The organism is Candidatus Nitrospira neuquenensis, from assembly GCF_979578155.1.
On the sequence record NZ_CEFZDU010000034.1, the window covers coordinates 85,207 to 104,900 of the forward strand.

Annotated in this window: 26 protein-coding genes; all 26 read right to left on the bottom strand. The window is 65.7% G+C overall.

Annotated elements, in window-relative coordinates; genetic code table 11:
• Positions 1–26 precede the first annotated feature (26 nt).
• Positions 27–2,042 carry a phage terminase large subunit family protein gene (locus AC1U7O_RS12605; protein WP_479895136.1) on the bottom strand — a complete coding sequence of 672 codons (2,016 nt, stop codon included), beginning with the start codon at positions 2,040–2,042 and terminating at the stop codon, positions 27–29.
• A complete protein-coding gene (locus tag AC1U7O_RS12610) occupies positions 2,014–2,700 on the bottom strand; it encodes a hypothetical protein (RefSeq protein ID WP_479895137.1) in 687 nt (228 codons plus the stop codon). Before AC1U7O_RS12610 ends, AC1U7O_RS12605 begins: the two co-directional genes overlap by 29 nt.
• A gap of 65 nt (positions 2,701–2,765) precedes the next feature.
• Positions 2,766–3,359 (bottom strand): DNA-directed RNA polymerase subunit alpha C-terminal domain-containing protein, encoded by a 594-nt coding sequence (locus AC1U7O_RS12615; protein WP_479895138.1) that lies wholly within the window; start codon positions 3,357–3,359, stop codon positions 2,766–2,768.
• Positions 3,346–3,531 (bottom strand): helix-turn-helix domain-containing protein, encoded by a 186-nt coding sequence (locus tag AC1U7O_RS12620; protein WP_479895139.1) that lies wholly within the window; start codon positions 3,529–3,531, stop codon positions 3,346–3,348. The genes AC1U7O_RS12615 and AC1U7O_RS12620 overlap by 14 nt, the downstream gene beginning before the upstream one ends.
• A gap of 106 nt (positions 3,532–3,637) precedes the next feature.
• Complete coding sequence (locus AC1U7O_RS12625; protein WP_479895140.1) at positions 3,638–3,865, bottom strand: hypothetical protein; 228 nt, start codon at positions 3,863–3,865, stop codon at positions 3,638–3,640.
• Positions 3,840–4,124 carry a hypothetical protein gene (locus tag AC1U7O_RS12630; RefSeq protein WP_479895141.1) on the bottom strand — a complete coding sequence of 95 codons (285 nt, stop codon included), beginning with the start codon at positions 4,122–4,124 and terminating at the stop codon, positions 3,840–3,842. The genes AC1U7O_RS12625 and AC1U7O_RS12630 overlap by 26 nt, the downstream gene beginning before the upstream one ends.
• Positions 4,121–4,576, bottom strand: a complete 456-nt coding sequence (locus tag AC1U7O_RS12635) for a hypothetical protein (RefSeq protein ID WP_479895142.1) — start codon at positions 4,574–4,576, stop codon at positions 4,121–4,123. Before AC1U7O_RS12635 ends, AC1U7O_RS12630 begins: the two co-directional genes overlap by 4 nt.
• 67 nt (positions 4,577–4,643) lie before the next feature.
• On the bottom strand, positions 4,644–6,200 hold the full coding sequence (locus tag AC1U7O_RS12640) for a DEAD/DEAH box helicase (protein ID WP_479895143.1): 1,557 nt from the start codon (positions 6,198–6,200) through the stop codon (positions 4,644–4,646).
• 136 nt (positions 6,201–6,336) lie between these two features.
• Positions 6,337–6,606 (bottom strand): hypothetical protein, encoded by a 270-nt coding sequence (locus tag AC1U7O_RS12645; protein ID WP_479895144.1) that lies wholly within the window; start codon positions 6,604–6,606, stop codon positions 6,337–6,339.
• 586 nt (positions 6,607–7,192) lie between these two features.
• Positions 7,193–7,513, bottom strand: a complete 321-nt coding sequence (locus tag AC1U7O_RS12650) for a hypothetical protein (RefSeq protein ID WP_479895145.1) — start codon at positions 7,511–7,513, stop codon at positions 7,193–7,195.
• Between the two features lie 12 nt (positions 7,514–7,525).
• On the bottom strand, positions 7,526–7,777 hold the full coding sequence (locus AC1U7O_RS12655) for a hypothetical protein (protein ID WP_479895146.1): 252 nt from the start codon (positions 7,775–7,777) through the stop codon (positions 7,526–7,528).
• Positions 7,777–8,238 (bottom strand): hypothetical protein, encoded by a 462-nt coding sequence (locus AC1U7O_RS12660; RefSeq protein WP_479895147.1) that lies wholly within the window; start codon positions 8,236–8,238, stop codon positions 7,777–7,779. The genes AC1U7O_RS12655 and AC1U7O_RS12660 overlap by 1 nt, the downstream gene beginning before the upstream one ends.
• Entirely contained in the window at positions 8,235–8,594 is a 360-nt protein-coding gene (locus AC1U7O_RS12665) for a hypothetical protein (RefSeq protein ID WP_479895148.1), read from the bottom strand. Before AC1U7O_RS12665 ends, AC1U7O_RS12660 begins: the two co-directional genes overlap by 4 nt.
• Positions 8,595–8,868: 274 nt before the next feature.
• A complete protein-coding gene (locus AC1U7O_RS12670) occupies positions 8,869–9,120 on the bottom strand; it encodes a hypothetical protein (RefSeq protein ID WP_479895149.1) in 252 nt (83 codons plus the stop codon).
• A gap of 25 nt (positions 9,121–9,145) precedes the next feature.
• Positions 9,146–9,646, bottom strand: a complete 501-nt coding sequence (locus AC1U7O_RS12675; RefSeq protein WP_479895150.1) for a hypothetical protein — start codon at positions 9,644–9,646, stop codon at positions 9,146–9,148.
• The gene (locus AC1U7O_RS12680) at positions 9,643–9,981 is read right to left on the bottom strand and encodes a single-stranded DNA-binding protein (protein ID WP_479895151.1); all 339 of its coding nucleotides are present in this window, start codon (positions 9,979–9,981) and stop codon (positions 9,643–9,645) included. The genes AC1U7O_RS12675 and AC1U7O_RS12680 overlap by 4 nt, the downstream gene beginning before the upstream one ends.
• 23 nt (positions 9,982–10,004) lie before the next feature.
• Complete coding sequence (locus AC1U7O_RS12685; protein ID WP_479895152.1) at positions 10,005–11,732, bottom strand: ATP-binding protein; 1,728 nt, start codon at positions 11,730–11,732, stop codon at positions 10,005–10,007.
• A 15-nt stretch (positions 11,733–11,747) separates the two neighbouring features.
• Positions 11,748–12,233: a hypothetical protein gene (locus AC1U7O_RS12690; protein ID WP_479895153.1), complete on the bottom strand. Its 486-nt coding sequence runs from the start codon at positions 12,231–12,233 to the stop codon at positions 11,748–11,750.
• Positions 12,230–12,421 carry a hypothetical protein gene (locus AC1U7O_RS12695; protein WP_479895154.1) on the bottom strand — a complete coding sequence of 64 codons (192 nt, stop codon included), beginning with the start codon at positions 12,419–12,421 and terminating at the stop codon, positions 12,230–12,232. Before AC1U7O_RS12695 ends, AC1U7O_RS12690 begins: the two co-directional genes overlap by 4 nt.
• Before the next feature lie 462 nt (positions 12,422–12,883).
• Positions 12,884–13,783, bottom strand: a complete 900-nt coding sequence (locus AC1U7O_RS12700) for a hypothetical protein (protein WP_479895155.1) — start codon at positions 13,781–13,783, stop codon at positions 12,884–12,886.
• A gap of 283 nt (positions 13,784–14,066) precedes the next feature.
• On the bottom strand, positions 14,067–15,671 hold the full coding sequence (locus AC1U7O_RS12705) for a DNA cytosine methyltransferase (protein WP_479895156.1): 1,605 nt from the start codon (positions 15,669–15,671) through the stop codon (positions 14,067–14,069).
• Positions 15,668–15,931 carry a hypothetical protein gene (locus tag AC1U7O_RS12710; protein WP_479895157.1) on the bottom strand — a complete coding sequence of 88 codons (264 nt, stop codon included), beginning with the start codon at positions 15,929–15,931 and terminating at the stop codon, positions 15,668–15,670. The genes AC1U7O_RS12705 and AC1U7O_RS12710 overlap by 4 nt, the downstream gene beginning before the upstream one ends.
• Entirely contained in the window at positions 15,928–16,149 is a 222-nt protein-coding gene (locus AC1U7O_RS12715) for a hypothetical protein (protein WP_479895158.1), read from the bottom strand. Before AC1U7O_RS12715 ends, AC1U7O_RS12710 begins: the two co-directional genes overlap by 4 nt.
• A gap of 9 nt (positions 16,150–16,158) precedes the next feature.
• Positions 16,159–16,527 carry a hypothetical protein gene (locus tag AC1U7O_RS12720; RefSeq protein WP_479895159.1) on the bottom strand — a complete coding sequence of 123 codons (369 nt, stop codon included), beginning with the start codon at positions 16,525–16,527 and terminating at the stop codon, positions 16,159–16,161.
• Positions 16,528–16,536: 9 nt separating this feature from the next.
• Positions 16,537–16,770 carry a response regulator transcription factor gene (locus AC1U7O_RS12725; protein WP_479895160.1) on the bottom strand — a complete coding sequence of 78 codons (234 nt, stop codon included), beginning with the start codon at positions 16,768–16,770 and terminating at the stop codon, positions 16,537–16,539.
• A gap of 187 nt (positions 16,771–16,957) precedes the next feature.
• On the bottom strand, positions 16,958–19,693 hold the full coding sequence (locus tag AC1U7O_RS12730) for an AAA family ATPase (RefSeq protein ID WP_479895161.1): 2,736 nt from the start codon (positions 19,691–19,693) through the stop codon (positions 16,958–16,960).
• Position 19,694: the final 1 nt, after the last annotated feature.

Sequence of the window (19,694 nt, forward strand, 5' to 3'; positions counted from 1 at the left end):
TCGCGGTCTGAACCTGCCCGAGTCCCTCATGGCGTGGGCTCCTTCTCCAGATAGCCGTCATCGCACCGCGGCATGGCCGGCGTCACGCGGAAGCCATGGAAGGTACAGGTGACCTGATCGTTGGCAAGCCTGACGCATGCCCCGCAGGTTTCCCGCCGGATGTCTGGCAGGGGCAAGGCCGGCGCCAGCCGCGCGTTGAACTGAGCCTGATCCCCGGCCTGTTGCGGGGTCATCTTCGGCTTGGCTGCGCGGAGGTCTTCTGCACTCGTGGACTGGACCGTGCCCGCCTCAGGTATCCACAGCTCCGTCGTGCTCGGCCGACGCGCCGCCGCCACACAGCAATACAGAAAGGCGTGGAGGAAATGCGGGTCGACCCCCATCTCCTCCCAGACCATCTCGTATTCGCCGGCCTGGAACGTCTCCTTTTCCTTCGTGTCATGCCGCTGGCGCTCGACCTTCCGTCTCGCCACCGAGCGCAGGTGGAGGAACAGGCCTTGCTCGCCGGTCTCCCGATTCCCGAGACAAATCTGACTGACCCGCTTGATCCCCTTCACCAAAACGTCCTGAGTCAGGGCCTCGGGCGGCGGACAGACGACGCGTCGCAAGACCCATTGCATCAGCGCATACTCGATGGCCTTGTACCGATCGATGAGCACGTAGAACTCGAACTTCGCGTCCTTCTCCGTGCGCTCCGTGGCCTTGATGTCCCGGTCGCTCCAGCGGATCATGTGCAGGGACGGCGTGTAGTAGGCCAGGAAGACCCGCCGCTTGAAGGTCTTGGCGAACTGCACGGCCGGGTTGTATTGCGGTTCCGCGTCGATCACGCAGCAGTCCACATCAAACTGCTCCATGAGCGGATAGAGCCGGTCGAAGGGCTCATCGCCCTGAATGATCTCGAGGTGCCGGAGCCGCAGCTTCTTGTCCCGATCGGCGATCACGACATGGACTTCGTTCGGACGCTGGTCGACGCCCATCACGCAATTTGTGCCCTCTCGGGCCCACCGGAGGGTCGGACTCACACAGGTCCGGGCGATGCTCTCGGGCACCAGAATGGACTCCGGGTCTGTGTAGGGGATGCCCAGCGTGGAATTCATGAACTCCTGCCGATCCGTGGCATCCATCCACTTCTGCAGGAGCATCGCTGCCGTCTTCCGCGGCGAGAGAATCTGCGGGACGTGAACGCCCAGATGCGGCGCCTTCTCCGGCGTCCGCGGGAGGAACCGACCGATCCCCGGCTGATCGATGCGCTTGTCGCAGCGGGGACACCGGTAGAACACCTCCCCGCGGCGCTCGCCGATGCACTCCGGCCAGCACCACGCCAGCGCTACCCCGTCTTTGCACCGGCACGTGGAATGCCAGACATGCTGGGTGGACTTCCGAAAGAACAGGTCAATGGTCGTGTCGGGATGGCCGGCCGTGCTGATCTTGACGTTGATCGGGTAGGCGGCATGGGAGATGCGCTCCTCCGCCCGCTCGATATCGTGGACGTACATCCGCCGAACTTCGTCGAACCACACGCCGGCCATCGGAATGGACTCCGTGCTGTCCTTGCCGTGCATGTGCTTGAAGTAGACCGAGCTGTCCCCAATCCGGCGGAGCCCCATGCGGTCATCGACCTTCTTCCCGCGACGGGCCGCAGCATCCGTGTACAGCGAGGCCAGGAACGGGTTGGACTGCAGCAGAGGAACGAACCGGTCTGAGCTGAAGTCGTAGGCCATCTGCTGGGTCGGCAGGAAGTATCCGAACTTCCGCCCCCAGAACCGGAGGGCCGCCAACAGCAGGGCCCCAAACGCGGTGATGGTCATCCCGACCTGCGCTCCCTTCATGGACGTGAAGGTGAACCCGTCCGGGGACCGCTTCCGGTCGTAGGTGATCATCCGGTAGATCGGTTCCAGATACCCGTGCGAGGCGAAGTCCAGAGGCTCCTTGTCCACCTGAAACGGCACCTCGTGGACGAACCCCCACAGGTCCGGCGGCAACGAGGCCAGGGACGGCGGGATCGCCGGCGTGAGGTTACTCGTCGCCTCCTGATCCAGCCGCATCGCCTCCTGGAAGAGCGAAGAGAGCGGCGAGATCCGCGAGGATCGCCTGACGAAGGGACTGGTCACGCACGTGCTTAGCAAGGACGGCTTGTACTCCTTGGGCTAAGGCTCGCAACTGCGCATCGGTCAGCTTGAACGAGCCCTGGAACTGAATGTCGGCCTGCCGCTTCACCATGCGGCTGATGGCCTCCAACAACTCGAACATGGCCCCGAGGCGGGAGACTTGCCGCTCGGTCTCCATGGCCCGGCTGGCCGCCGGTGACAGCGCCGGGACCATGGCAGATGGTCCCGTAGAGCCGGGAGCAGCAGCCTCTGGCGTCACGGAGAGCCCAGCGGGCGAAGGGTCCGCCGCCGCGGCACGGGTCGTCTCTGAGGCCTGTTTGGTGAGCGCGGCGAACTCCACGAGCGCCGCGCGGGCCAGCGCAATCTCGTGATGCAACGACACCAAGTCGGGCGCCGCCGCGAGCTGGTCGATCAGCTCCCGGTTGTGCTCGGCCAGGACGTCGGAGTAGAGCCCATGCTTGCGTTTGGCCCGCCCGCCGTGCAGCCAACAGCGCCCGATCCCCGGATGGTCGGTCTTGTGCCCAGCTCGCTGCGTGCACGTCCGGTCCTTCTTCCGCAGCTTCGCGCCGCACAGCGGTCCACGCTCGCTGGGCACACCAGCCGGCTGGGAGCGCCCGGACTTCCCTCGACTTTTTCCGGCTGGTTTCTTCAGCCGTTTCGTCATAGGGTCTTGCCACCAAGCCCCCTCGGTGAAGGCTCCGCCCGCAGACTGAGCCCGACACAGGCCAGAAACTCTTTCAGTTCGGCCAGGGTGAGCCGGCCGCAGTTGGCCCCCAAGAGTTCCCGCTCATGCTTGCCGGTCAGCTCCATAAGTGTGTGAATGCGCAAGGCTTTCAGCGCATTCCGCGCTCGAACGCTCAAGTCGAAGACATGACAGGGATCGGCAAACAGGCTGGGCTGTCCGGTTGCGCCGGTTCCGGCATACCGTAGCCGGACACGCATGCGAATCAGGAGGATCGTCGGACTGCCTGGCCCGAGCGCCTGATAGTCCAGCCGGGGTTGCCGCAGGCTGTCGAGCTCCGGATCCTGGCAGGTCTGGTGCACGACCCACCGCCCAACCGGCAGGATCGGGTTCCCGGGAACGGCCGCGCCGCCGCAGACATCGCAGGCAGGATAGAGGGTGTCCGGCGAGAGGCCGAGGGTGAGGATCTGGGCCAACACCCGCCCGGTCCGCCGTTCGGACGAGTCGTCGTCGTAGGAGGCACCCTCGCCAGTCAGGTGCCGGCGCCGCGCCACCGGCTTACACGCCAACATAGCTCTCCTGGTTCAGGCGCTCAATCTCCGCTTCGTAGCGTTCCACCGACCGGACCGCGATGCCGCGCAGGCTGGGCGTGAGTCGCACCGGGCGGAGGATGCGCCGGGCGACGTAGTTGTAGATGGTCTGCCGACAGACCCCAAGACGGCGGGCCGCATCCGTCACCGACATCCACGGTTCTCTGGCACGTGGCATAGGCCGAAAAAACGAAAAGCCCGGAGCAAGGCTCTCTTGCGAAAGCCTCACTCCGGGCTCGACGAAACGCCGACCGCTCCGGTTATGTGTCCGGCAGCCGATACGGTGCGTCCACAGCGGGACCCGGCACCATCACCGGCTCAACGACCTTTTCTTCCTTCCAGATGTTTCCAAGCCCCCCGTTGCCGGAAAACTCGATGACCAGTTTACCACGAAACCGAGATTTTTGAAGGGCAAAGATGGTCTCGATGGCCAACCGGACCTTGCCGGGAACTTGTCGAAGATCAAGCATGGCCCCGGCCTCGCCCATCCTCCCGCTCCGTGGCAGCCGTGAGGGCATCGAGCTCGGCCGCCGCCTGATCCGCGACCAACGCCACGCTCCAGAGCGCGATCGCGGGAATCACGATCTCCACCCCATCGACGCCGCGGATGACCAGATGATCCGGTCCCACCGCGAGGAGCCGACCTCGCCGAGCCTGGGTGCTGGTGAGAGGGTCCGACAGGAGCCGACAGCTCTCTACGAGCACCCACTTGCCTTCCCACCGCCCCAGGCGTTGCATCAAATTCATCGCCGTCGGTGTCCTCCCCGCGCTTCTCGCTCAGCACGCGCTGCCAAGACTTCCTGCTCAATCCGAGCGTAGCCCTTCCGGTTCAGCCGCGTGCCGCAGTAGCAGCAGATGTATTTGCACGTGAGCCACATCCACGCGCGCGGACACCCCAGCCGATGGTGCTCTTCCTGGATCTGTCCGAGAGGCTTCTCCCAGTCCGTTTCCGGCCGCCGCTTCCGCTCTTTGGCCTCTTTCTTCCGACGCTCCTTTTCCTCGAACTCCTTGATGAGCCCAACCCGGTGATCCAGCTCACGCTCACGGCGGGCATACCGGACCAGAAAATCGAACGCCTCGACCGGAGTCCCGCAGTCCTTGCATTCCAAGACCCGATTGTCCAGGTCGAGCCAGACATGGGAGTGGTTGCACCGAGGCCGTTTGTACCGTTCCTTCGGCGGCAAGAACGCGATCGACATGCCGGGCTCCCGCGGCCTGCCGAAGTCCCCAACAATGACGTTCTCATCCGCCGGCGCCGCTGGCTGCCTATCGTCGCCCGTCATACCCCTTCCACATCCAGTGCCGCAGGATTTGGAGCCGCTTCTGAAGCTGGGCCACCGTGGCTTTCTCAATCGAGCCGCCGGCCCGCTCCATCAGCGTGGCGTTGATCTGCCGATGCGCGATGCCGGAGGCGCTGGCGACCTTCCCTACCAGCCGGCGATGTTCGTCCCGGAGTTGGTCCTTCTCGGCATAGAGCGGCACCGGGCTGTCGCCGGGCTCCTGGGCAGTCGATGGAGGGCCCACGTCATCCCCGATCAAGTGCGAGGCCTGCGCGACGCCGCTGAGCGGGACCAGCTCGGAAGGCTCTCGCTCGGGCCGGGGATCACGGGGCTGCCTGCGACGTTCGGCCTCCTCGGTGAGCACATGATCCCGCTCCGCCTTGATCGCGAGGGCGTACTGGACCAGGATCGGGTCTTGCGGCAGGTAGAGGTAGGCCCGCTGCGTCCGGGGCACGTCGCGTTGCCACCGGATAAACCGCCCGACCACCTGTCGGAAATACATCTCCGTCTGCACGTGGCTGGCATAGATGCCGACGCGGAGCCTTGGAATGTCGACCCCTTCGGAGACCATGTTGACCGCGATCAGCCAGCGGCCGGCCTCCTCGGACTCGAAGTCCTTGATCGTCTCCGAAGAGCGCGGATCATCGGACACCGCGATGGAAGGCAGAACCCCCAGGCGTCGAGCGACCAGTCGCCCGATCTGCCTGGCGTGCTCCTGATCCATGGCGATGATGAGGCCAGCGGCCCCGGGATGCCCATCCCTGCGGAGGGCTGAGAGCTGCGCATCCGCCTCCTCGATCACAGTCCCCAACCAGTCCTCCAGGAGTAGCGCAGCCTTTAGCCGTTCCCGTCTCAACTCCTCCGACAGTCCCTCCCGGAAGGACGCCGCGTGCTCGACTCCCTTGGACAGCCACCGGACATCCCCCTCATAGCTCGGGAACACGATCGGGCGACACACGCCGTCCCGAAGCGCCTGCGCATACGAGTACGTGAAGTCTGGCCGACTCTGGCCCTGGATGTAGGTCACGAAGGGGATCGGGGTGTTGTCGGTCCGGAATGGCGTCCCGGAGATCCCGAGGCGCTTGACCGCCGACGCACAGGCCGTCCGTAGGGCCTCGCCCCAGCTCTTCGCATCACCGGCATGGTGGATTTCGTCCAGGATCACGAGGGTCCGTCGACGGGTGCAGGCGTGGGCATAGACCACCGGCGCCAGGCAGACCTGCTGATAGGTCACGACGCAGCCGTGGTAGTCCCGAGCTTCCTGGCCTTGCTCGTTGGTCAGGGCTGGATCCAGGTGAATCCCCACCCGACCGGCCGCCCTGGCCCATTGCTCCCGGAGATGGTTGGTCGGACAGACCACCATCACCCGGTCAATCACCCGATCTGCGATCAGGGCGTGGCTGACCGCCAGGGCGAGGTTCGTCTTGCCGGCGGCCGGCGTTGCCTCGATCAGGACATCGTCCTTCGGACTGGTCAGGACACAGGTCTTCGCCCGCTCCTGCCAAGCCCTGAGCTTCATCGTCCACGGACTCAGCCGCGTCATGGCTCCTCCCGCCGTTGGCCGCACCGGGAACACCGGTAGTCGGTGCAGCGGATCGGGGCAGGGTGAGAGAGCTTCCAGAGCGGAAACGCCCAGGCGTGGCCCCTCAGCCGACAGATCACCTGTGCCAGAATCCGGTTCATGCGCCGTCCCACGGCTCCCCGAACCGGGCCATGGCACCTTTGACCGCCCCGGCGATCGTCAGGAACCGGGCTGCCGGGAGTTCGACCAGGAGGGTCCGGCCCGCACGATCGGTCACGAGCAACGCGACTCCCGTCCTCCCCTGCTGCGTGGCTGCCTCCAGAATACCGACAGCCCGTAGTACCACCTGATCCTCCGGGTGGACAGAGACATCGGGGAACAACGGCGGGGCGCCGAGCTCACCGATCCTGATGCGTACCATCTCCATTTCCCCCTCCCTGCTTGTGCACTTGAGGATATTCGCCTATGATATTTGCAGTAATGGATTCCGGCGGATGAATCCTGGAGGCAGCCATGACACACGATCGTGACCAGTTCCAACGGCTCGTCGCCCAATTGCGGCACGCGATCGATACCATGGGTGATCGAGCCTTCGCCGATGCCTTGACGAACTGTCTGCGGAACGCGACAACCAACCCGCAGTGTCCCCTCGGCCGCCTCCGGCTAGCGTTGCACGAGAATAACGACAGGCCCCCCCTCCACCCTGCCGAATCCTCCCCCTCCTGCCCACCCAGCATCCCGCAGACGGTGCCCCGATTCGTGGCCCGAGGCACTCCGGAGCAGATCTTCGAGGATTTGCTCTGGTTCCTGAAGAGTCGAGCGATCCTATCCGCCGATGTGCCATTGCTCCGTGCATTGCGAGACTGTCAACGCCTCACGCAATCCCAAGACTCCAACTTCTGCCCCGTCCGTCGCCTGTTGCACCCCGATGAAGGTCCCTCTGGCTCGAAGGCCCCCGCAGACGATCCGCCCAGCTGAATTGGAGATGAGCACCATCTCCATGGTCTTCTCCTTCAAATCGTTGCCGTCTGGCCGACTCGCAGGACCCCACGAGTTGGACACTGGACCGCGACCACGCGCTCTTCCGTGTGAAACCACCGCCGCCGGAGGTGCTTGACGAGCCGGAGTGGACGCCGCCCGAGATGCTTCGTCTCTCCGCACTTCGGACAGCACTCGACCAACGGCGAGTGCAGCACGTTCTCCAGGAACCACCCGCACCGCTCGCATTCGTGCCGCATGACGTAGCTCTCCAGCTTCAGGGTCCAACCAGCTGGCGGGGTCGGATAGTGGATGACCGTCGTCGCGCTCGGCTTCTGCGGGGTCTCGTCGCCCATCTCTTCCCTCCCTCAGGCTGACTCTGGCGGGGCATCATCCGGAGATCCCTTGACCACCGTCTTCGGCCCGATCAGGCTGGACAGGTCCTGCCGCATGGCTGCTTCCGTCTCGCCGTAGAAGATCACCAGATCGAGGCCGGGCAATCCCAAGTCCTCCCCGAAGCAGTGGATCGGCTGGCCCGCCTGGAGGCGGCACACATTCTCCGCACTGAGTCCCAGGCCGATGATCTTCCGGCTCTGGCCTTGGGCGACAAACTTCAGCATCACGAATCCTTACCGACGCCAGCCGTCTTCCAGTTCGGAAACGGAATCTCCTGGTCCCGCGACCACCAGACACGCCGCCAGCCGCGAAATCCAGGGATCGGCTCCGGGATCGTGACGGCGACGGCGCCGCCCTGCCGGCAAATGACCCAACTGCTGCGCACGGACACAGCAGGATTACGGCTCGGCTCGACACCCCGATCATGCACCAACCGCACAATCGGGGCGTACCCGCGGAGCTGGCCGTGCGCGACCACATACAGCCGCTGTTCGCCGCTCGGCCGCCAGAAGGTGCGGCCGGCCTCGTCGATGCCGGGCGTCCCCGTGCCGATCGGGGGCCGGGGGATACGATCGCTGAGCCACCAGCCCCATTCCTCACCGCTCCAGGGCTCGCCGGCACAGTCGCCTTCGACCAGCCAGTCCTCCCAGAATCCCTTCGGGCAGGTGACGACGAGGTCGCTCATGATGGCTCCCTTGGCTCTCCCAGCTCTTCGCACTGCACGACCGTTGAGGCCCGATCCATCATGAGCGACAGTTCGACCGCCAAACACATCAACACGGCCGCGACATGCTCGGGGCCTTCCGCGACCAACTCGCGCATCTCCGCGATCTTGCGGCGCATGTCGATCTGTTCAGTGGGTACACCGTCCGCCGGCCCGACCGTTCGGCGCGCCACCGCCATGAGCATGAGCGGGACCGCGTGCTCCTTATCCACATGGAGCATCTGCGTCATGAAGGAGTCGTATCGCTGCGACTCGTGCAAGAGACTGTCCAGGCGCAAGACGTCGATCGGGTCCTGCTTGCGGTCTATCTCAGTCACCCTATCCCCCCGGTGCCGAGGACACCGCGCGGTGTAGACGCCAGTCGGTGCCCAGTACCGACAGCCGCATGGCTCCTCTCGCAGCCCATGTTCGGGGCGCATGAACTCGAAGCTCACCTATTGCCCTCCTTGATGAGCCGCACAACTTCCTCGAAGTGTCGCTTGATTGTGAATCCGGGATAGATAGGCAACCGGAGGGTGGGGCGAACGGTGTAGACCACACGACCGCTCCGCAGCACCCGCCGCGTGACCCTTACCCCGCCGGACAGCTCCATCACGCCCCTCCCTGCTTGGCCGCGATGCCTGTCAGTCCCCAGGCACGGAACTGCTCCAATTTCTGAACATAGCGGCCATCGATCACTTCGGGGTCCAGGTGATTGGTTTCGATGAAATAGTCCATCCGCGACCGGACCTCGCCCTGTCCGTCCGGATGATCACCAGTCGGAAAAGGGATCGCTTTGCCGAGGAGCTGCAAGACCTCGCCGCACTCCTCGATCACCTTTCCGATTCCCCTCCAGTGTTCCATTACGCCCCTCCCCAAGTCGCGCCAGTCACAGCATCCGCTTCCCCGTGAATCCCAACAGCTTGCCAGTCGGTCCTTGCAAGAACGACGCGAGAAAGAGCTTCGTGAACGGCTCAGGCTGCAACCGCACCTTGGGCTCCACCGCAATCTTGACCGTCGCGCCGCGAGGCACCATGAGCCCCCACGTCGGCGGCAGCTCACCCGGCTGGACGATGGTCCGGTCGGCGACCACGATCCACCAGGCGTCACAGAACCGAAAGAACTCCTCAGCCTTTTCCGGGGCCTTCAGTTCCCGCAACCAATCCCCCCGTGACACCTTGACCTCGAAGCCATGGAGCTCCAGCCCCCGGCTCGGCCAGAGGGACATCGCGAGCGCATCGGCGGTGCGTTCTCGCCGGGAGTACCCGGTCCCGTTCCGCACTTCCTCAAAGAAGGCATGCGCAGGCGGTGCAAAGCGGGTCCGGAGTGCCGCCATCAGGTCGGCGGCGGTCATGCGGCCCCGGAGGTTGCTCGGACGTCCTTCCATCATGCGGCTGACTCCCCAGGCCTACCGATGAAGTGGACCTTGCTCGCGCGGATCTCGATCCGGCGATGCTCCCGACTGTCCTTCATGATCGTCTGCTGCGTCAGAAGCCCTTCGATCGTGACTTCCTGTCCGCTCTTCAAGCCCCGACACGACACCGCAAGCGGACCGAAGGTGACCACGTCCCAGAAGGACAGATCCTCGCGCCGCTGCCCCCGGCGGCCAAGGGTTTGACGATGACTGATCCGGAACGTGGTGACGGGCTCTTGCTCCCGACTGCATGAGGTCTCGGCATCCTGCACCAGCCACCCCTGGATCACGACGTAGTTCGCTTGGCTCACCCTTCACTCCCTTCTCCCACGGTTCAGCGTTCCAAGAACAACAACGATGAGGCGCGCACCTGCCCCCGCTCGGGATAATCGATCAGGCCCAACGTCCGCAGGCGGCCGCGCGGATTGTTGAAGGCGCCGCCGCCCGGCTGATAGCCAGCACGGGTTGCCAGCTCCTCGTTCGAGACACTCTGCGGATAGGCTTCGAGAAGGGTCGTCAGAAGCTTGCGCTCCGGACCCGGGAGCCGATCGAGGACCCGGCGATGTAGTTCCTCGGCTGTGAGCGGCGTCTCCGGGCAGCGGGCCTGCTGCCGGCCGGCATCCGTGAGGGCCAGCCGATCGCCCACATACCGGATCAGCCCCTTCGTGCGGAGGGCCCCTCGAGGATTGTTGAAGGCCCCGCCCCCGACGGTGTACCCGGCCAGGAAGGCGACCGCCGCCTGTGCAGGCTCCGTGATCCCGATCGCCTCCAGCCACGCCACGGCATCCAGGATCCGCTGCTCCGGGCCCGGCAATGCCATTCCCGCCGGCCGGTCCTCCCGAGTGCCAACCCGCGGGGGGACCGGAGGAACTGGCCTGCTGGTCGGAGCACGGTGCGCTGGAGCGGCTCCGGATGTCCTGACTTGGTACAGAGCCTCGCGCAGAACGCCGATCGACGACGAAACCGCGAACTGGAGCTTGGACTCGCGCTCCTGCACCGCGTCCAACTTGATCAGCGCCGCCTCCAGTCGCTTGAAGTCTGCCTCCTTCAGCCCGGGCACCGCCTTGACCTGCACATCGGCCTTTGGCGCTGGCTGGGCCTTCAATTTCCGAATCTCGGCCTCTAACTCCTGAATCCGCCGGCGCAGCTCCCGAGGATCCTCGGCTTTGGCCTTCTCGATCGTGGCAGCCATGCGCGCCTTGAGGGCCTCAAGGTCGACCGCGGCAAGTTGTTTGGGGCCACGCGTGAGTTCACCTGCCTTGGGCGTCGCCGAGGAGTCGTAGGTCTCGCGCCGCCGCACTTCGACCTTCCTGAACACATCGAGCCAGCCCGGACTCCAAAACCATGCCGTGCCGATCGGCAGGGATGGCAGGGAGGCCATCAGTTCTTCTCGCTGAGCCGGCGTGCCGTGGACTTTGATCCACGCATCGATCGCCTCACGATCCTGGGGCGCGATCGTCCGGAGGCAGACCAGCACCTCCACTTGGGTCAGCACATCCTTGTTCAAGACCGCCGCGCGCTGCGTAACGAGCGTCAACCCCAGCCCACGAGCCCGTCCCCTTCGCACCAGGTCCTCGATGGCGCCCAGCATCCGCTCCTGTCCGTGCAGCGGCCGCTGCGGAGCAAAGGCATCCGCTTCGTCCAGGAGGACATGCAACGGCGCCCGGTTCCGGTGATACAGCCGTTCCGCAAACTCCGTCATGAACCGGACCTGTTCGGCCTTGCGAAACAACGAGAGATCCAGCACGACCGACCGCCTTTCTTCGACGAGGAAATCTGCGACGACGACACCGGCCGCTCCTTCCAGCGGCACATCCCCATGATCGCCGCCCATCACGACGATGGGCAGCCCAGGCCCCTTTCCATCGGCGGCCGCACGAAGTCCCCAGGTCACGCCGACCGGGTCCACGACACAGACCGGCAGGGAGGCTTTGAGACACTCCTCGACCAAGACGAGCGCGGTGTACGTCTTGCCCGCTCCGCGCTTGGCCAGAATCGCAAACGTCTGCGTCACCGCCTCTGGCGGCAGCGAGAACCCTGACCCAATCGTGAGCTTCCCCATGCCGTCAGACTCCTTTCACGCCCACTGCTCGATCCATTGGCCTTGTTCCCGGTCCCACGAGACCAAGCAGAACGCGGCCCACGAGTTGAGTTCCGCGGCTGACTTGAACTTCACAATGCCCTCCCGGCGGTTCTTGGAGTACCCCTTCACTTCGCGGACCTGCATGCCCGTCCGTGTCTGCACCAGGAAGTCCGCCTTGTAGAAGTTTCGCCTTCCGAGTAGACGGAAATTGATCGGTTCGTACCACCAGCCGAGGATTTCGCCAGCCTTCTGCAAGAGATCCAGATGTTGCGCGTAGGCCTGCTCCCACTTGGAGCGATAGCGGGGTTCGCCAGTGGCCGCCCCGAGTCCCCGGCTGGTCGGCTGGAGCGGAGCGCGGCTCCCTTTCCCCTCGGCCTGAACGGCCCCAGCCATTCCCCGCACCACTCGTGCCCGGTTGCCGGTCACGTCGACCGGCAATTCGATCTCCCGCCCGCCGATCCTGGCCTTCACCGAGCTCATGCCGACTCCGGAATCCGCCGCAGCTCTTGCCAGGTCACGATATGGTCCCGTGTCAGGATGGCGCTCGGGCGGACAAACCCGAACGGCTCCACGAACTCGCGGTGCACGCGGCAGATGAGGGTCCCTGCGCAGAGTTCCCGGCTGGCCCCGCCGTAGGTGGTCAGGCTTGGATACGGCAACCGCATCATGGCTCTCTCCAGACGACGGCGCCGGCAGACCGCGCAGGGCTGAAACCGCTGCCCCTTGACCGTGGATGGCCGCCCCACGGTCTGCCCCTGCAAGGTTCGTTGTCCACAGTGTTGACAGGCTTGATCGCTCAAGCGGCTGCCCCGCGTGGCGCTCCAGTGCACCCGATGCTGGCAGGAGGTACAAATCGCCCACGCCATGCTACCGGTCCCGCCAGCGACGAACGGGCTTTTGCGTTTTCCCGATCTGCGTGTTCCGCATCGCTTCGCTGAGCCGCTGAAACCCCGCCGCGATCTTCGCCGGCGTCTGGTCTCGACGTGGCGTCGGCTTCGGTGCCGGCGGAAGCTGCCCCAGCTGCTCGCAGGCCAGCAGATGGGCCGCGAGACAGGCGTCGCAAAAATCCTGCTGACACCAGCACGTGCGGATCTGGCCGACCGGTTTTGCTTGCTGGCATTCGCGACAAATCACAGTGTCACCGGCTTCCCGATCCGCTCCAGGTGCTGCAGGAGCGCAGGCAGACAGGCCGAACAGGCCTTGAGCCCGGCCTTGACTGCGCGCGGATCAGACGGCGCCCCGCAGGGCTTCAGCCGCGTCCCGTCACGCACGCTCTGTGTGCATGGCGGAATCGCAGGCGGTTTCGGCCGCACCCCGCCCCGCCCCCACGGGCACCGCTCCACTGCTCGCAGGCAGTTGTTCACCCACGCCTTGTCCCAGTCGACATACGCGAAGCCCTTCGACCGGCACGCCGTTTCCCATTCGGTCCAGACGTGCTCGATCCAGTCCTCCGGGACGCCGTGCGTTTTCGCGACATCGCGGCGCGCCTCCGTGAGCGCGAAGTCATTCGGCCACAGTCGCTTCGCGCGCGGCAGTTTTCTCTCCTCGGACTCCTCTCTTTCCGAAGAACTCAGAGTAGAAGAGGAGAGAGAAGAGCCCTTACCGTATGGCTTTCCTAAAGGCACATCGAAAGGCTTACGGAAAGGCTTACCGAAAGCCATGAGGTACGCCTTGATGCGCGCGAACGCCTCATGTTTTAAGGGACTTTCAGGGATACCGTCGAAGCCGTACCGCCAACTCACGACCACGTTCGGCGCCTGCGGCGGGTTGTAGATGACGGCGTTGGGGATCCAGACCACGCGGGCCCGCTCATCGTACTTCGCGAGCCCTTTCCCTAAGACTTCCTCGAAGGCATACCCGAAGGCTTCCGTGGCCCAGTTCAGCGCCTCCGCCATCGACGCTTTGCCGGCGGTGAACAGCCCAGGGACCGGGCCGACATGCGGCCCGGTCAAGAGGTAGAGCCACAACGTCTGGGCATTCGGCGGCGGGGCAGACAAGGCCATGAATTTGTCGTCGCTCCACAGTTGCACGTGAATCCTCGAATAGTTCCCCACTCGCCCCCTCGCGCTGATCCGATAGAACAGACTCAGTTGGTGTCTCCCGCAGCCATCGTGGTGAGACGCACAACCATCTCCACGAGGGCCACCCCGCAGTCCTCACAAGTCCCGGGCTCCTCATAGACCACTCGGCAGCCCGGACAGACGAAGACCACGGCAAGCGGGCACCGTGGAGCGGGCGGCGCGTGTTTCATGCTCTCTCCACTGACCGCGCATCCCGCAGCACGCGTGTCCCCGTCTTGATGAGACACGCCCTTCATATCGCCTCCCCATAAGCGCGCCGCTCCGCCACATTCGCCCGGACCACGGCTGCCGCGACATGAGGCGCCACGCTGTTGCCGATCTTGGCCACCTGGCTCGTATGCGAGCCGGTCAGGATGTAGCTGTCCGGGAACCCCTGGCCCCTCGCCAGTTCCCGGGCCGTGAGCATCCTCATGCCTATGTCCACGATCACGTAGGCCTCGCCGTCGATCTCGACCGTCACCACGCCGAACCGGTCTTTGCTGGTCGCGGTATGGAGGGGTTCATCGACCGGCTGGCCGATCCCGGTCCCGAAGTACTTGACGAGGAAACTATAGACCAGAAAGGCGTGATTGCCCGTGGTGATCGTCCGCATCGGCTCGTCGACGCCGGACCACTGCTTGTCTCCGTGGTTCAGATGGATCAGGTTCGCGGTGACGAGCTGGTTCTGTGTGCCCCGCTCAGTCGTGGTCGGGAGCGGGGTATCAGCCGGGACGCCGACCTGACCGCCGAAATGCTTGGCCAGGAAGGCAGCCACGAGGCCCCGTTTGCAGCCCCCGGCCACGATCGTCCCCATCGGCCGGAACAGGTTCAGTTGCCGCGGGGCTTGTCCCAGCCGTTCGCCCCAGCCCGTCTGGATCAAGGTGGGGGCGATCAGCGCCAGTTCGCCCCGGTTCGCCGCAGTCACCGTGGGGAGCGGCTCATCAAGGTCATGGGACCGGCGCTCGCCGTGATGAGTCACCGGCACAATGAAGGGTTTCGGGTTGTCGAGCACGTACCGCTTGATCCCGTGGGCGATCCGCCGCAGGGTGGCCTCAACCAGGGGGCGCTTCCGCTCAAAGATCGAGGGACAGGGTACCGACCAGTCGATGCACTCGGCGGCCGTCCGCCATGCCGGCAGGCGATGGACCGCCGCCCGCCCGGGGTCGCCATGCGTGGGCGCCGGCCAGACGATCGGCTGCCCATCGTTCCTGGCGATCAGGAACAGCCGGCGACGATGCGTGGGGGCGCCGTAGTCCGCTGCATTCAGCACGCGCCACTGGACCTCATAGCCCAGGTTCCGCAGCCGCCCCGTAAATCGCTTGAAGGTGAGGCCCATCCGGTCGGGATCCGGAACGAGCTCGGGCGTCTGCTTCAGTGCCGCCGATTCGCAGCGAGGACAGGCCCGTCGTTGCCGATCCAAGACGGCCTGCCCTTCCGTCCCCTTCCAGCCGCATTCTCCGCACCGCCAGCGTGGTACGAGCGGGCCCCATTGCTCGAACTCCCGAACATTTTCAAGGACGATCACCCGCGGCCGGGATTGCTCCGCCCACTTGACCACGACCCAGGCAAGGCTCCGGATCTGCTTCTCCACGGGCTTGCCACCCTTCGCGCGGCTGAAGTGCGTGCAATCCGGGCTGCACCAGAGCAATCCGACCGGCCGGCCGCGCGTGACCATCCGCGACGAGAGCTTCCACACATCCTCCGTGTGGTGCACGGTCTCCGGATGATTCGTGCGGTGCATGGCGATCGCGGAGGGATCGTGATTGATGGCGACGTCCGGGCCACGTCCGAGCGCCCACAGGATCCCCAGGGAGGCCCAGCCCCCGCCCGCAAAGCTGTCCACAATCAGCTCGCTCATGCCCCCGCTCCTTCGCCCTTCTTTGTCGCCCGCCCGCCCGAGGCGGATTGCTCGTCCACCCGGGCCAGCGCCGCACCCAACGTCTCGCCCGGTCCCCACAGAAACGTCGTGTAGGTCTTGCCTTCCTTCCTGCACTGGATGCCGATGATGGCGCCGGCGCCGTTCGGCTGCGATCCCTCGTACCGCAAGGCTTTCAGGCGCTGAATCAGTTCGTCCTGCGCCTCCACGATCAGGGATTCATAGCGATGGGCCCGGTTCATGACGAGGCCCGATGCACCATGCCCTGGATCCACTGCCCCAGGAGCGCGTTGAGGCAGGACTGCCCACAGGCCAACTTGACCCCAGGGACCCGCGCCGCCTCGTCCGTGAACACCGTGATGCCGAATTGCACCGGACCAGCTCCGACCACGTACCAACGGTTCACGTCCCGCTTGATCGCCTGGCACACATCGCAGACGAAGTGCTCCTCGAGGCCCATCGGGTTCGCTCACTGGGTTAGGGGCGTGAAGCCATCCGCGCACACCAGCAGCCGGTACTCATAGAGACCATGGGATCGTTCTCCGCGCGCCCGCTTCTCGACGGTGTGTCCACCGAAGCGGCTCTTCCGAAGGTGGCGAAGTTGAGCCGAGCAGCTCGCGTGCGGGTCCTGGACGCCGAACCGTTGTTCGATGGCCTCCTGAAGCTCCTGCAGCGTGCGCCACCGCCCGTCGCGCATCACCTCAAAGACCCGCCCAAGCTGACTCGCCAGCCGGTCTCGATCGTGCGCTGGGTCGTAGTCCGGCCCGTTGAAGCGCACAGAGTCCGCCTTGCCGACCGGCGGATCGAACAAAGACAGGGTCTCCGTGCCGTGCCCCATACACCCCTCTTAGCCAGCAGCCCGTGTCTGCCGGGGCACCAGGTCGGACTCCAGCGCGATACGCACCAGCGACGCCGCGTTGGAGCAACCGAGCCGCGCATGGAGCGATTTCCGGTAGCCGGTGACCATCGAGGGCGAGAGCCCGAGCACGGCCGCGATCTCCTTGGTCGTGTTGCCTTCCACGACGAGCGCAAGAACTTGAAGTTCACGGTTGGGAATCTGAGGAGTCGTCCTGGCCTGCATGGCCAACCTCCGTAGAGCCCACCGGCCTCTACAAGGCGCACGGGGCCCCCAGCCGGCACACGACTGGGGGACCCGGCCGCTATGAGGCGCGGCAGGGGGCGTCACGCCCTACCGCGGGCCCGGCTGATGCCCTGCACCGGCCCGCTCGCCCGTGCAGGTCTGGCCCCCGGATCCCCAGGCCAGCCGATCAGGTACTCAGCGCCACGGTCGATCCCGCACCGTTCTTCGAGATCATGATCTGCTGGGCGACCGCGCTCTTGAACGCCTCGTCATGCGTGATGAACAACAACGGCGAGAACTCTTGCGACAGGATCGGCAGGCATTCGACCAAGGCCTCCACCCCCTCCCGATCCACGGCCGCGAACGCCTCATCCATGACCAGGGTTTCGATCCTGGCGCCGGCCCGATGGGCGAGCAGCTTCGACAGCCCGACCCGCAAGGCCAGATCCAGCCGCGCTCGCTCGCCGCCCGAAAACGATTCGTAGGGCCGCTCGCCGTAGACATCGCGGACGGTGATGTCCAGCGTTTCCGCCAAGCCCTCCCGACTCTTGAGGGCCCGCTGGGTCGCCAGGGTGATCCGCATCCCTGAGGCGGAGATCCTGGCCAACAGCCGGTTGGTCTCTGCTTCCAAGAGGGGAATCGCGCTCTCCAGGATGAGGATCGGGATCCGCTCGTAGGCGTCGGTCAACGCCTGGTAGTGCCGGAGGTCCAAGTCCAGGGCGGCCAGCTCCGCGCGGAGACGACCGGCCGTTGCCTGAGCCTCCCGAGCCGCCTGCATCCGCTCCGCCACCTGGCCCATCTGCATGAGGACGTCGCGAAGCTGCGTGTCCAGCGAGGCACGCTGTTGGTCACAGGCCGCCAGCGCCGCCTCCACGGTCGCCTGGCGCTCGCTCAGTGCCTGACGTTCCGCCAGCGTCTGCTCCAGCGTCGCGATCTGTCGTCGGCTCGCCGCCGCCTGGTCCCGTGCGGTCTGCAACGCGGCCGCCAAGGTGGGCCCTTCCGCTTGGGCTTGACCCAACCGGGCCAGGAGATCACGGAGCGAGGTCTCCAGCTCTTGCTTCTGCGCGTCGCAGGCCGTCAGGTCGGCCAGGAGTCGGCCTTCCTGCTCTCGAAGCTCGTGCTGTTCCTCCCGACGCCGTTCCAGCGCCTGCCGACGCTCTTGAACGTCGGCCATCTCCGCCTGCAGGTTCGCCAGGTCGGCCTCCAACGTCGGCAACTCGCGCTCCGCCTGCTCCAGCTCCGGCACCAGCACGGTCCATTCCCGGAGTTTCGTCAGACGGCCTTGCAAGGTTTCCTGCTCGCGCGTGACCGCCTGCAGGTTGGACAGGACACCCGCCCGCTGCTGCTGGAGCCTGTCCTCACTCTCGCATTCCCGCAGCACGGCCTCGCGCTCCTGGTCCAGCCCGGCGAGCACCGACACCAGGTCCGGCACGACGAGCGCCGCAATGGCCTCCTCCGTGCGCGGTCTCGCCGCCAAGGCGGTCGTCTGTTCCGGAATCCGGCGTTGAGCGTCGACCGCCTGGACGGTGAATTGACACCGGGCCTGCAGACCGGCATCACAGGGCACCTGCCCGAGCAACGCCACGGCCTTCGTGTCCCGCTCCAGCGCCGCCTCGAGCTGCTTGGTCTCATCGGCATAGGCTCGGACCGCTGTCGCGATCTCCTGCCGCTTCGCCAGGGCCTCCATCTGCAGCCGTTGCGCGTGCTCCCGTCTCTGCCGGACCTCCTGCAACGCCGCATCGAGGGACTGCAGGGTCGTCTGCCACTGGGTCGTGTGGGCCAGTCCCGCCTGAATCGCCCGTTCGATGTCGCCCTGTTCCCCGACCTTGGCCCGGATGTCCGCGGCCCGACTCAGAATGCGCTGCAGCCGGTCCCGCCGCTCGTTCAGCGCGCGGGACCGGGTGTCCAAAGCCTGCAGGCGATCACGGTGGGCCGTGAGGTCCGCCTCGACATCCGCCACCTGCCCCAGAGAGGACCGACACGTCGTCAGCGCCTCGACGAGAGATGCCCGGGTCCGGTCTGCCAAGGCCAGGGCCTCCCGAGTCGTCTCCTCGGCCAAGGCATCTCGCTGGTGGCTGGTGATCAGCTCTGCCTGGCGCGAAGTGAGGCGGGCGATCTCCTGCTCGGTGTCGCGCAGGGCCGTCCTCACCGCCTCCAACTCGTCGGCCACCGCCGGGAGCGCATCGAGCTTGGCCTGACCAGCGTCCCGCTCCGCACGCAGGGCGGCCTGTTCCCCGTCCAGAGCCGCGAGGGCTTGCCGCACCTGCCGTTCGGCCGCGGACTGCTGCTCGTAGGAGGCTTCCAGCGTGGGGAGTTCGGCGGCTTGGGCGCCCGCCTGCTCCAGGTCGGCCGCCAGATCAGGCCGGCGCGCGGTGAGCGTGATCCCTTCTCGGTTCGCTGCCTGGCGGAGCAGGGCGTACTGATCCAGCCGGAGGATCTGGGCGAGGATGGCCTTCCGCTCGGCCGGCGTGGCGCGGGAAAAGCGATCGGCCTGACCTTGCAGCAGGAACCCCGTCGACGCCAGGAGAGCGTAGTCGGCGCTGAGGAGTTGCTCAATCTTAGCTTGGGTGTCGACGAGACGGGCACCGGACACCGGCTGCCAGCGTCCATCGGCTTCCACCATCACGACGAGTTCGCTCTTGCCCGCTTTGGTCTTGAGGCTCCGCGTCCGCCTGACCTGATACCGCTGACCGTGGAGCCGGAAGATGACGGCGACGCTCATCGTCTCCGCGCCAATCCGGATCATCTTGTCTGTCTCAGTCCGGCACTTCCCGAAGAGCGCCCACAGCACGCTATCCACGCAGAGGGTGGACTTTCCGGCCCCGTTGGGCCCCACGACAGTGGCGGCGCTGACCCCTCTGAGATCCAGGTCGGCCTGCACGTAGGACCCAAAGTTCGCTACGCTGATCGTTTCGAGCTTCATG

Excerpts from the sequence above, each read along its gene's own strand:
- AC1U7O_RS12625 (WP_479895140.1), bottom strand. The coding sequence starts at position 3,865 with ATGGGCGAGGCCGGGGCCATGCTTGATCTTCGACAAGTTCCCGGCAAG.
- AC1U7O_RS12715 (WP_479895158.1), bottom strand. The coding sequence starts at position 16,149 with ATGGGCCTCGAGGAGCACTTCGTCTGCGATGTGTGCCAGGCGATCAAG.
- AC1U7O_RS12645 (WP_479895144.1), bottom strand. The coding sequence starts at position 6,606 with ATGGAGATGGTACGCATCAGGATCGGTGAGCTCGGCGCCCCGCCGTTG.
- AC1U7O_RS12720 (WP_479895159.1), bottom strand. The coding sequence starts at position 16,527 with ATGGGGCACGGCACGGAGACCCTGTCTTTGTTCGATCCGCCGGTCGGC.
- AC1U7O_RS12725 (WP_479895160.1), bottom strand. The coding sequence starts at position 16,770 with ATGCAGGCCAGGACGACTCCTCAGATTCCCAACCGTGAACTTCAAGTT.
- AC1U7O_RS12640 (WP_479895143.1), bottom strand. The coding sequence starts at position 6,200 with ATGACGCGGCTGAGTCCGTGGACGATGAAGCTCAGGGCTTGGCAGGAG.
- AC1U7O_RS12730 (WP_479895161.1), bottom strand. The coding sequence starts at position 19,693 with ATGAAGCTCGAAACGATCAGCGTAGCGAACTTTGGGTCCTACGTGCAG.
- AC1U7O_RS12685 (WP_479895152.1), bottom strand. The coding sequence starts at position 11,732 with ATGGGGAAGCTCACGATTGGGTCAGGGTTCTCGCTGCCGCCAGAGGCG.
- AC1U7O_RS12710 (WP_479895157.1), bottom strand. The coding sequence starts at position 15,931 with ATGAACCGGGCCCATCGCTATGAATCCCTGATCGTGGAGGCGCAGGAC.
- AC1U7O_RS12620 (WP_479895139.1), bottom strand. The coding sequence starts at position 3,531 with ATGTCGGTGACGGATGCGGCCCGCCGTCTTGGGGTCTGTCGGCAGACC.
- AC1U7O_RS12630 (WP_479895141.1), bottom strand. The coding sequence starts at position 4,124 with ATGAATTTGATGCAACGCCTGGGGCGGTGGGAAGGCAAGTGGGTGCTC.
- AC1U7O_RS12605 (WP_479895136.1), bottom strand. The coding sequence starts at position 2,042 with ATGCGGCTGGATCAGGAGGCGACGAGTAACCTCACGCCGGCGATCCCG.
- AC1U7O_RS12660 (WP_479895147.1), bottom strand. The coding sequence starts at position 8,238 with ATGAGCGACCTCGTCGTCACCTGCCCGAAGGGATTCTGGGAGGACTGG.
- AC1U7O_RS12695 (WP_479895154.1), bottom strand. The coding sequence starts at position 12,421 with ATGATGCGGTTGCCGTATCCAAGCCTGACCACCTACGGCGGGGCCAGC.
- AC1U7O_RS12670 (WP_479895149.1), bottom strand. The coding sequence starts at position 9,120 with ATGGAACACTGGAGGGGAATCGGAAAGGTGATCGAGGAGTGCGGCGAG.
- AC1U7O_RS12675 (WP_479895150.1), bottom strand. The coding sequence starts at position 9,646 with ATGATGGAAGGACGTCCGAGCAACCTCCGGGGCCGCATGACCGCCGCC.
- AC1U7O_RS12705 (WP_479895156.1), bottom strand. The coding sequence starts at position 15,671 with ATGAGCGAGCTGATTGTGGACAGCTTTGCGGGCGGGGGCTGGGCCTCC.
- AC1U7O_RS12655 (WP_479895146.1), bottom strand. The coding sequence starts at position 7,777 with ATGCTGAAGTTTGTCGCCCAAGGCCAGAGCCGGAAGATCATCGGCCTG.
- AC1U7O_RS12635 (WP_479895142.1), bottom strand. The coding sequence starts at position 4,576 with ATGTCGATCGCGTTCTTGCCGCCGAAGGAACGGTACAAACGGCCTCGG.
- AC1U7O_RS12615 (WP_479895138.1), bottom strand. The coding sequence starts at position 3,359 with ATGTTGGCGTGTAAGCCGGTGGCGCGGCGCCGGCACCTGACTGGCGAG.
- AC1U7O_RS12690 (WP_479895153.1), bottom strand. The coding sequence starts at position 12,233 with ATGAGCTCGGTGAAGGCCAGGATCGGCGGGCGGGAGATCGAATTGCCG.
- AC1U7O_RS12650 (WP_479895145.1), bottom strand. The coding sequence starts at position 7,513 with ATGGGCGACGAGACCCCGCAGAAGCCGAGCGCGACGACGGTCATCCAC.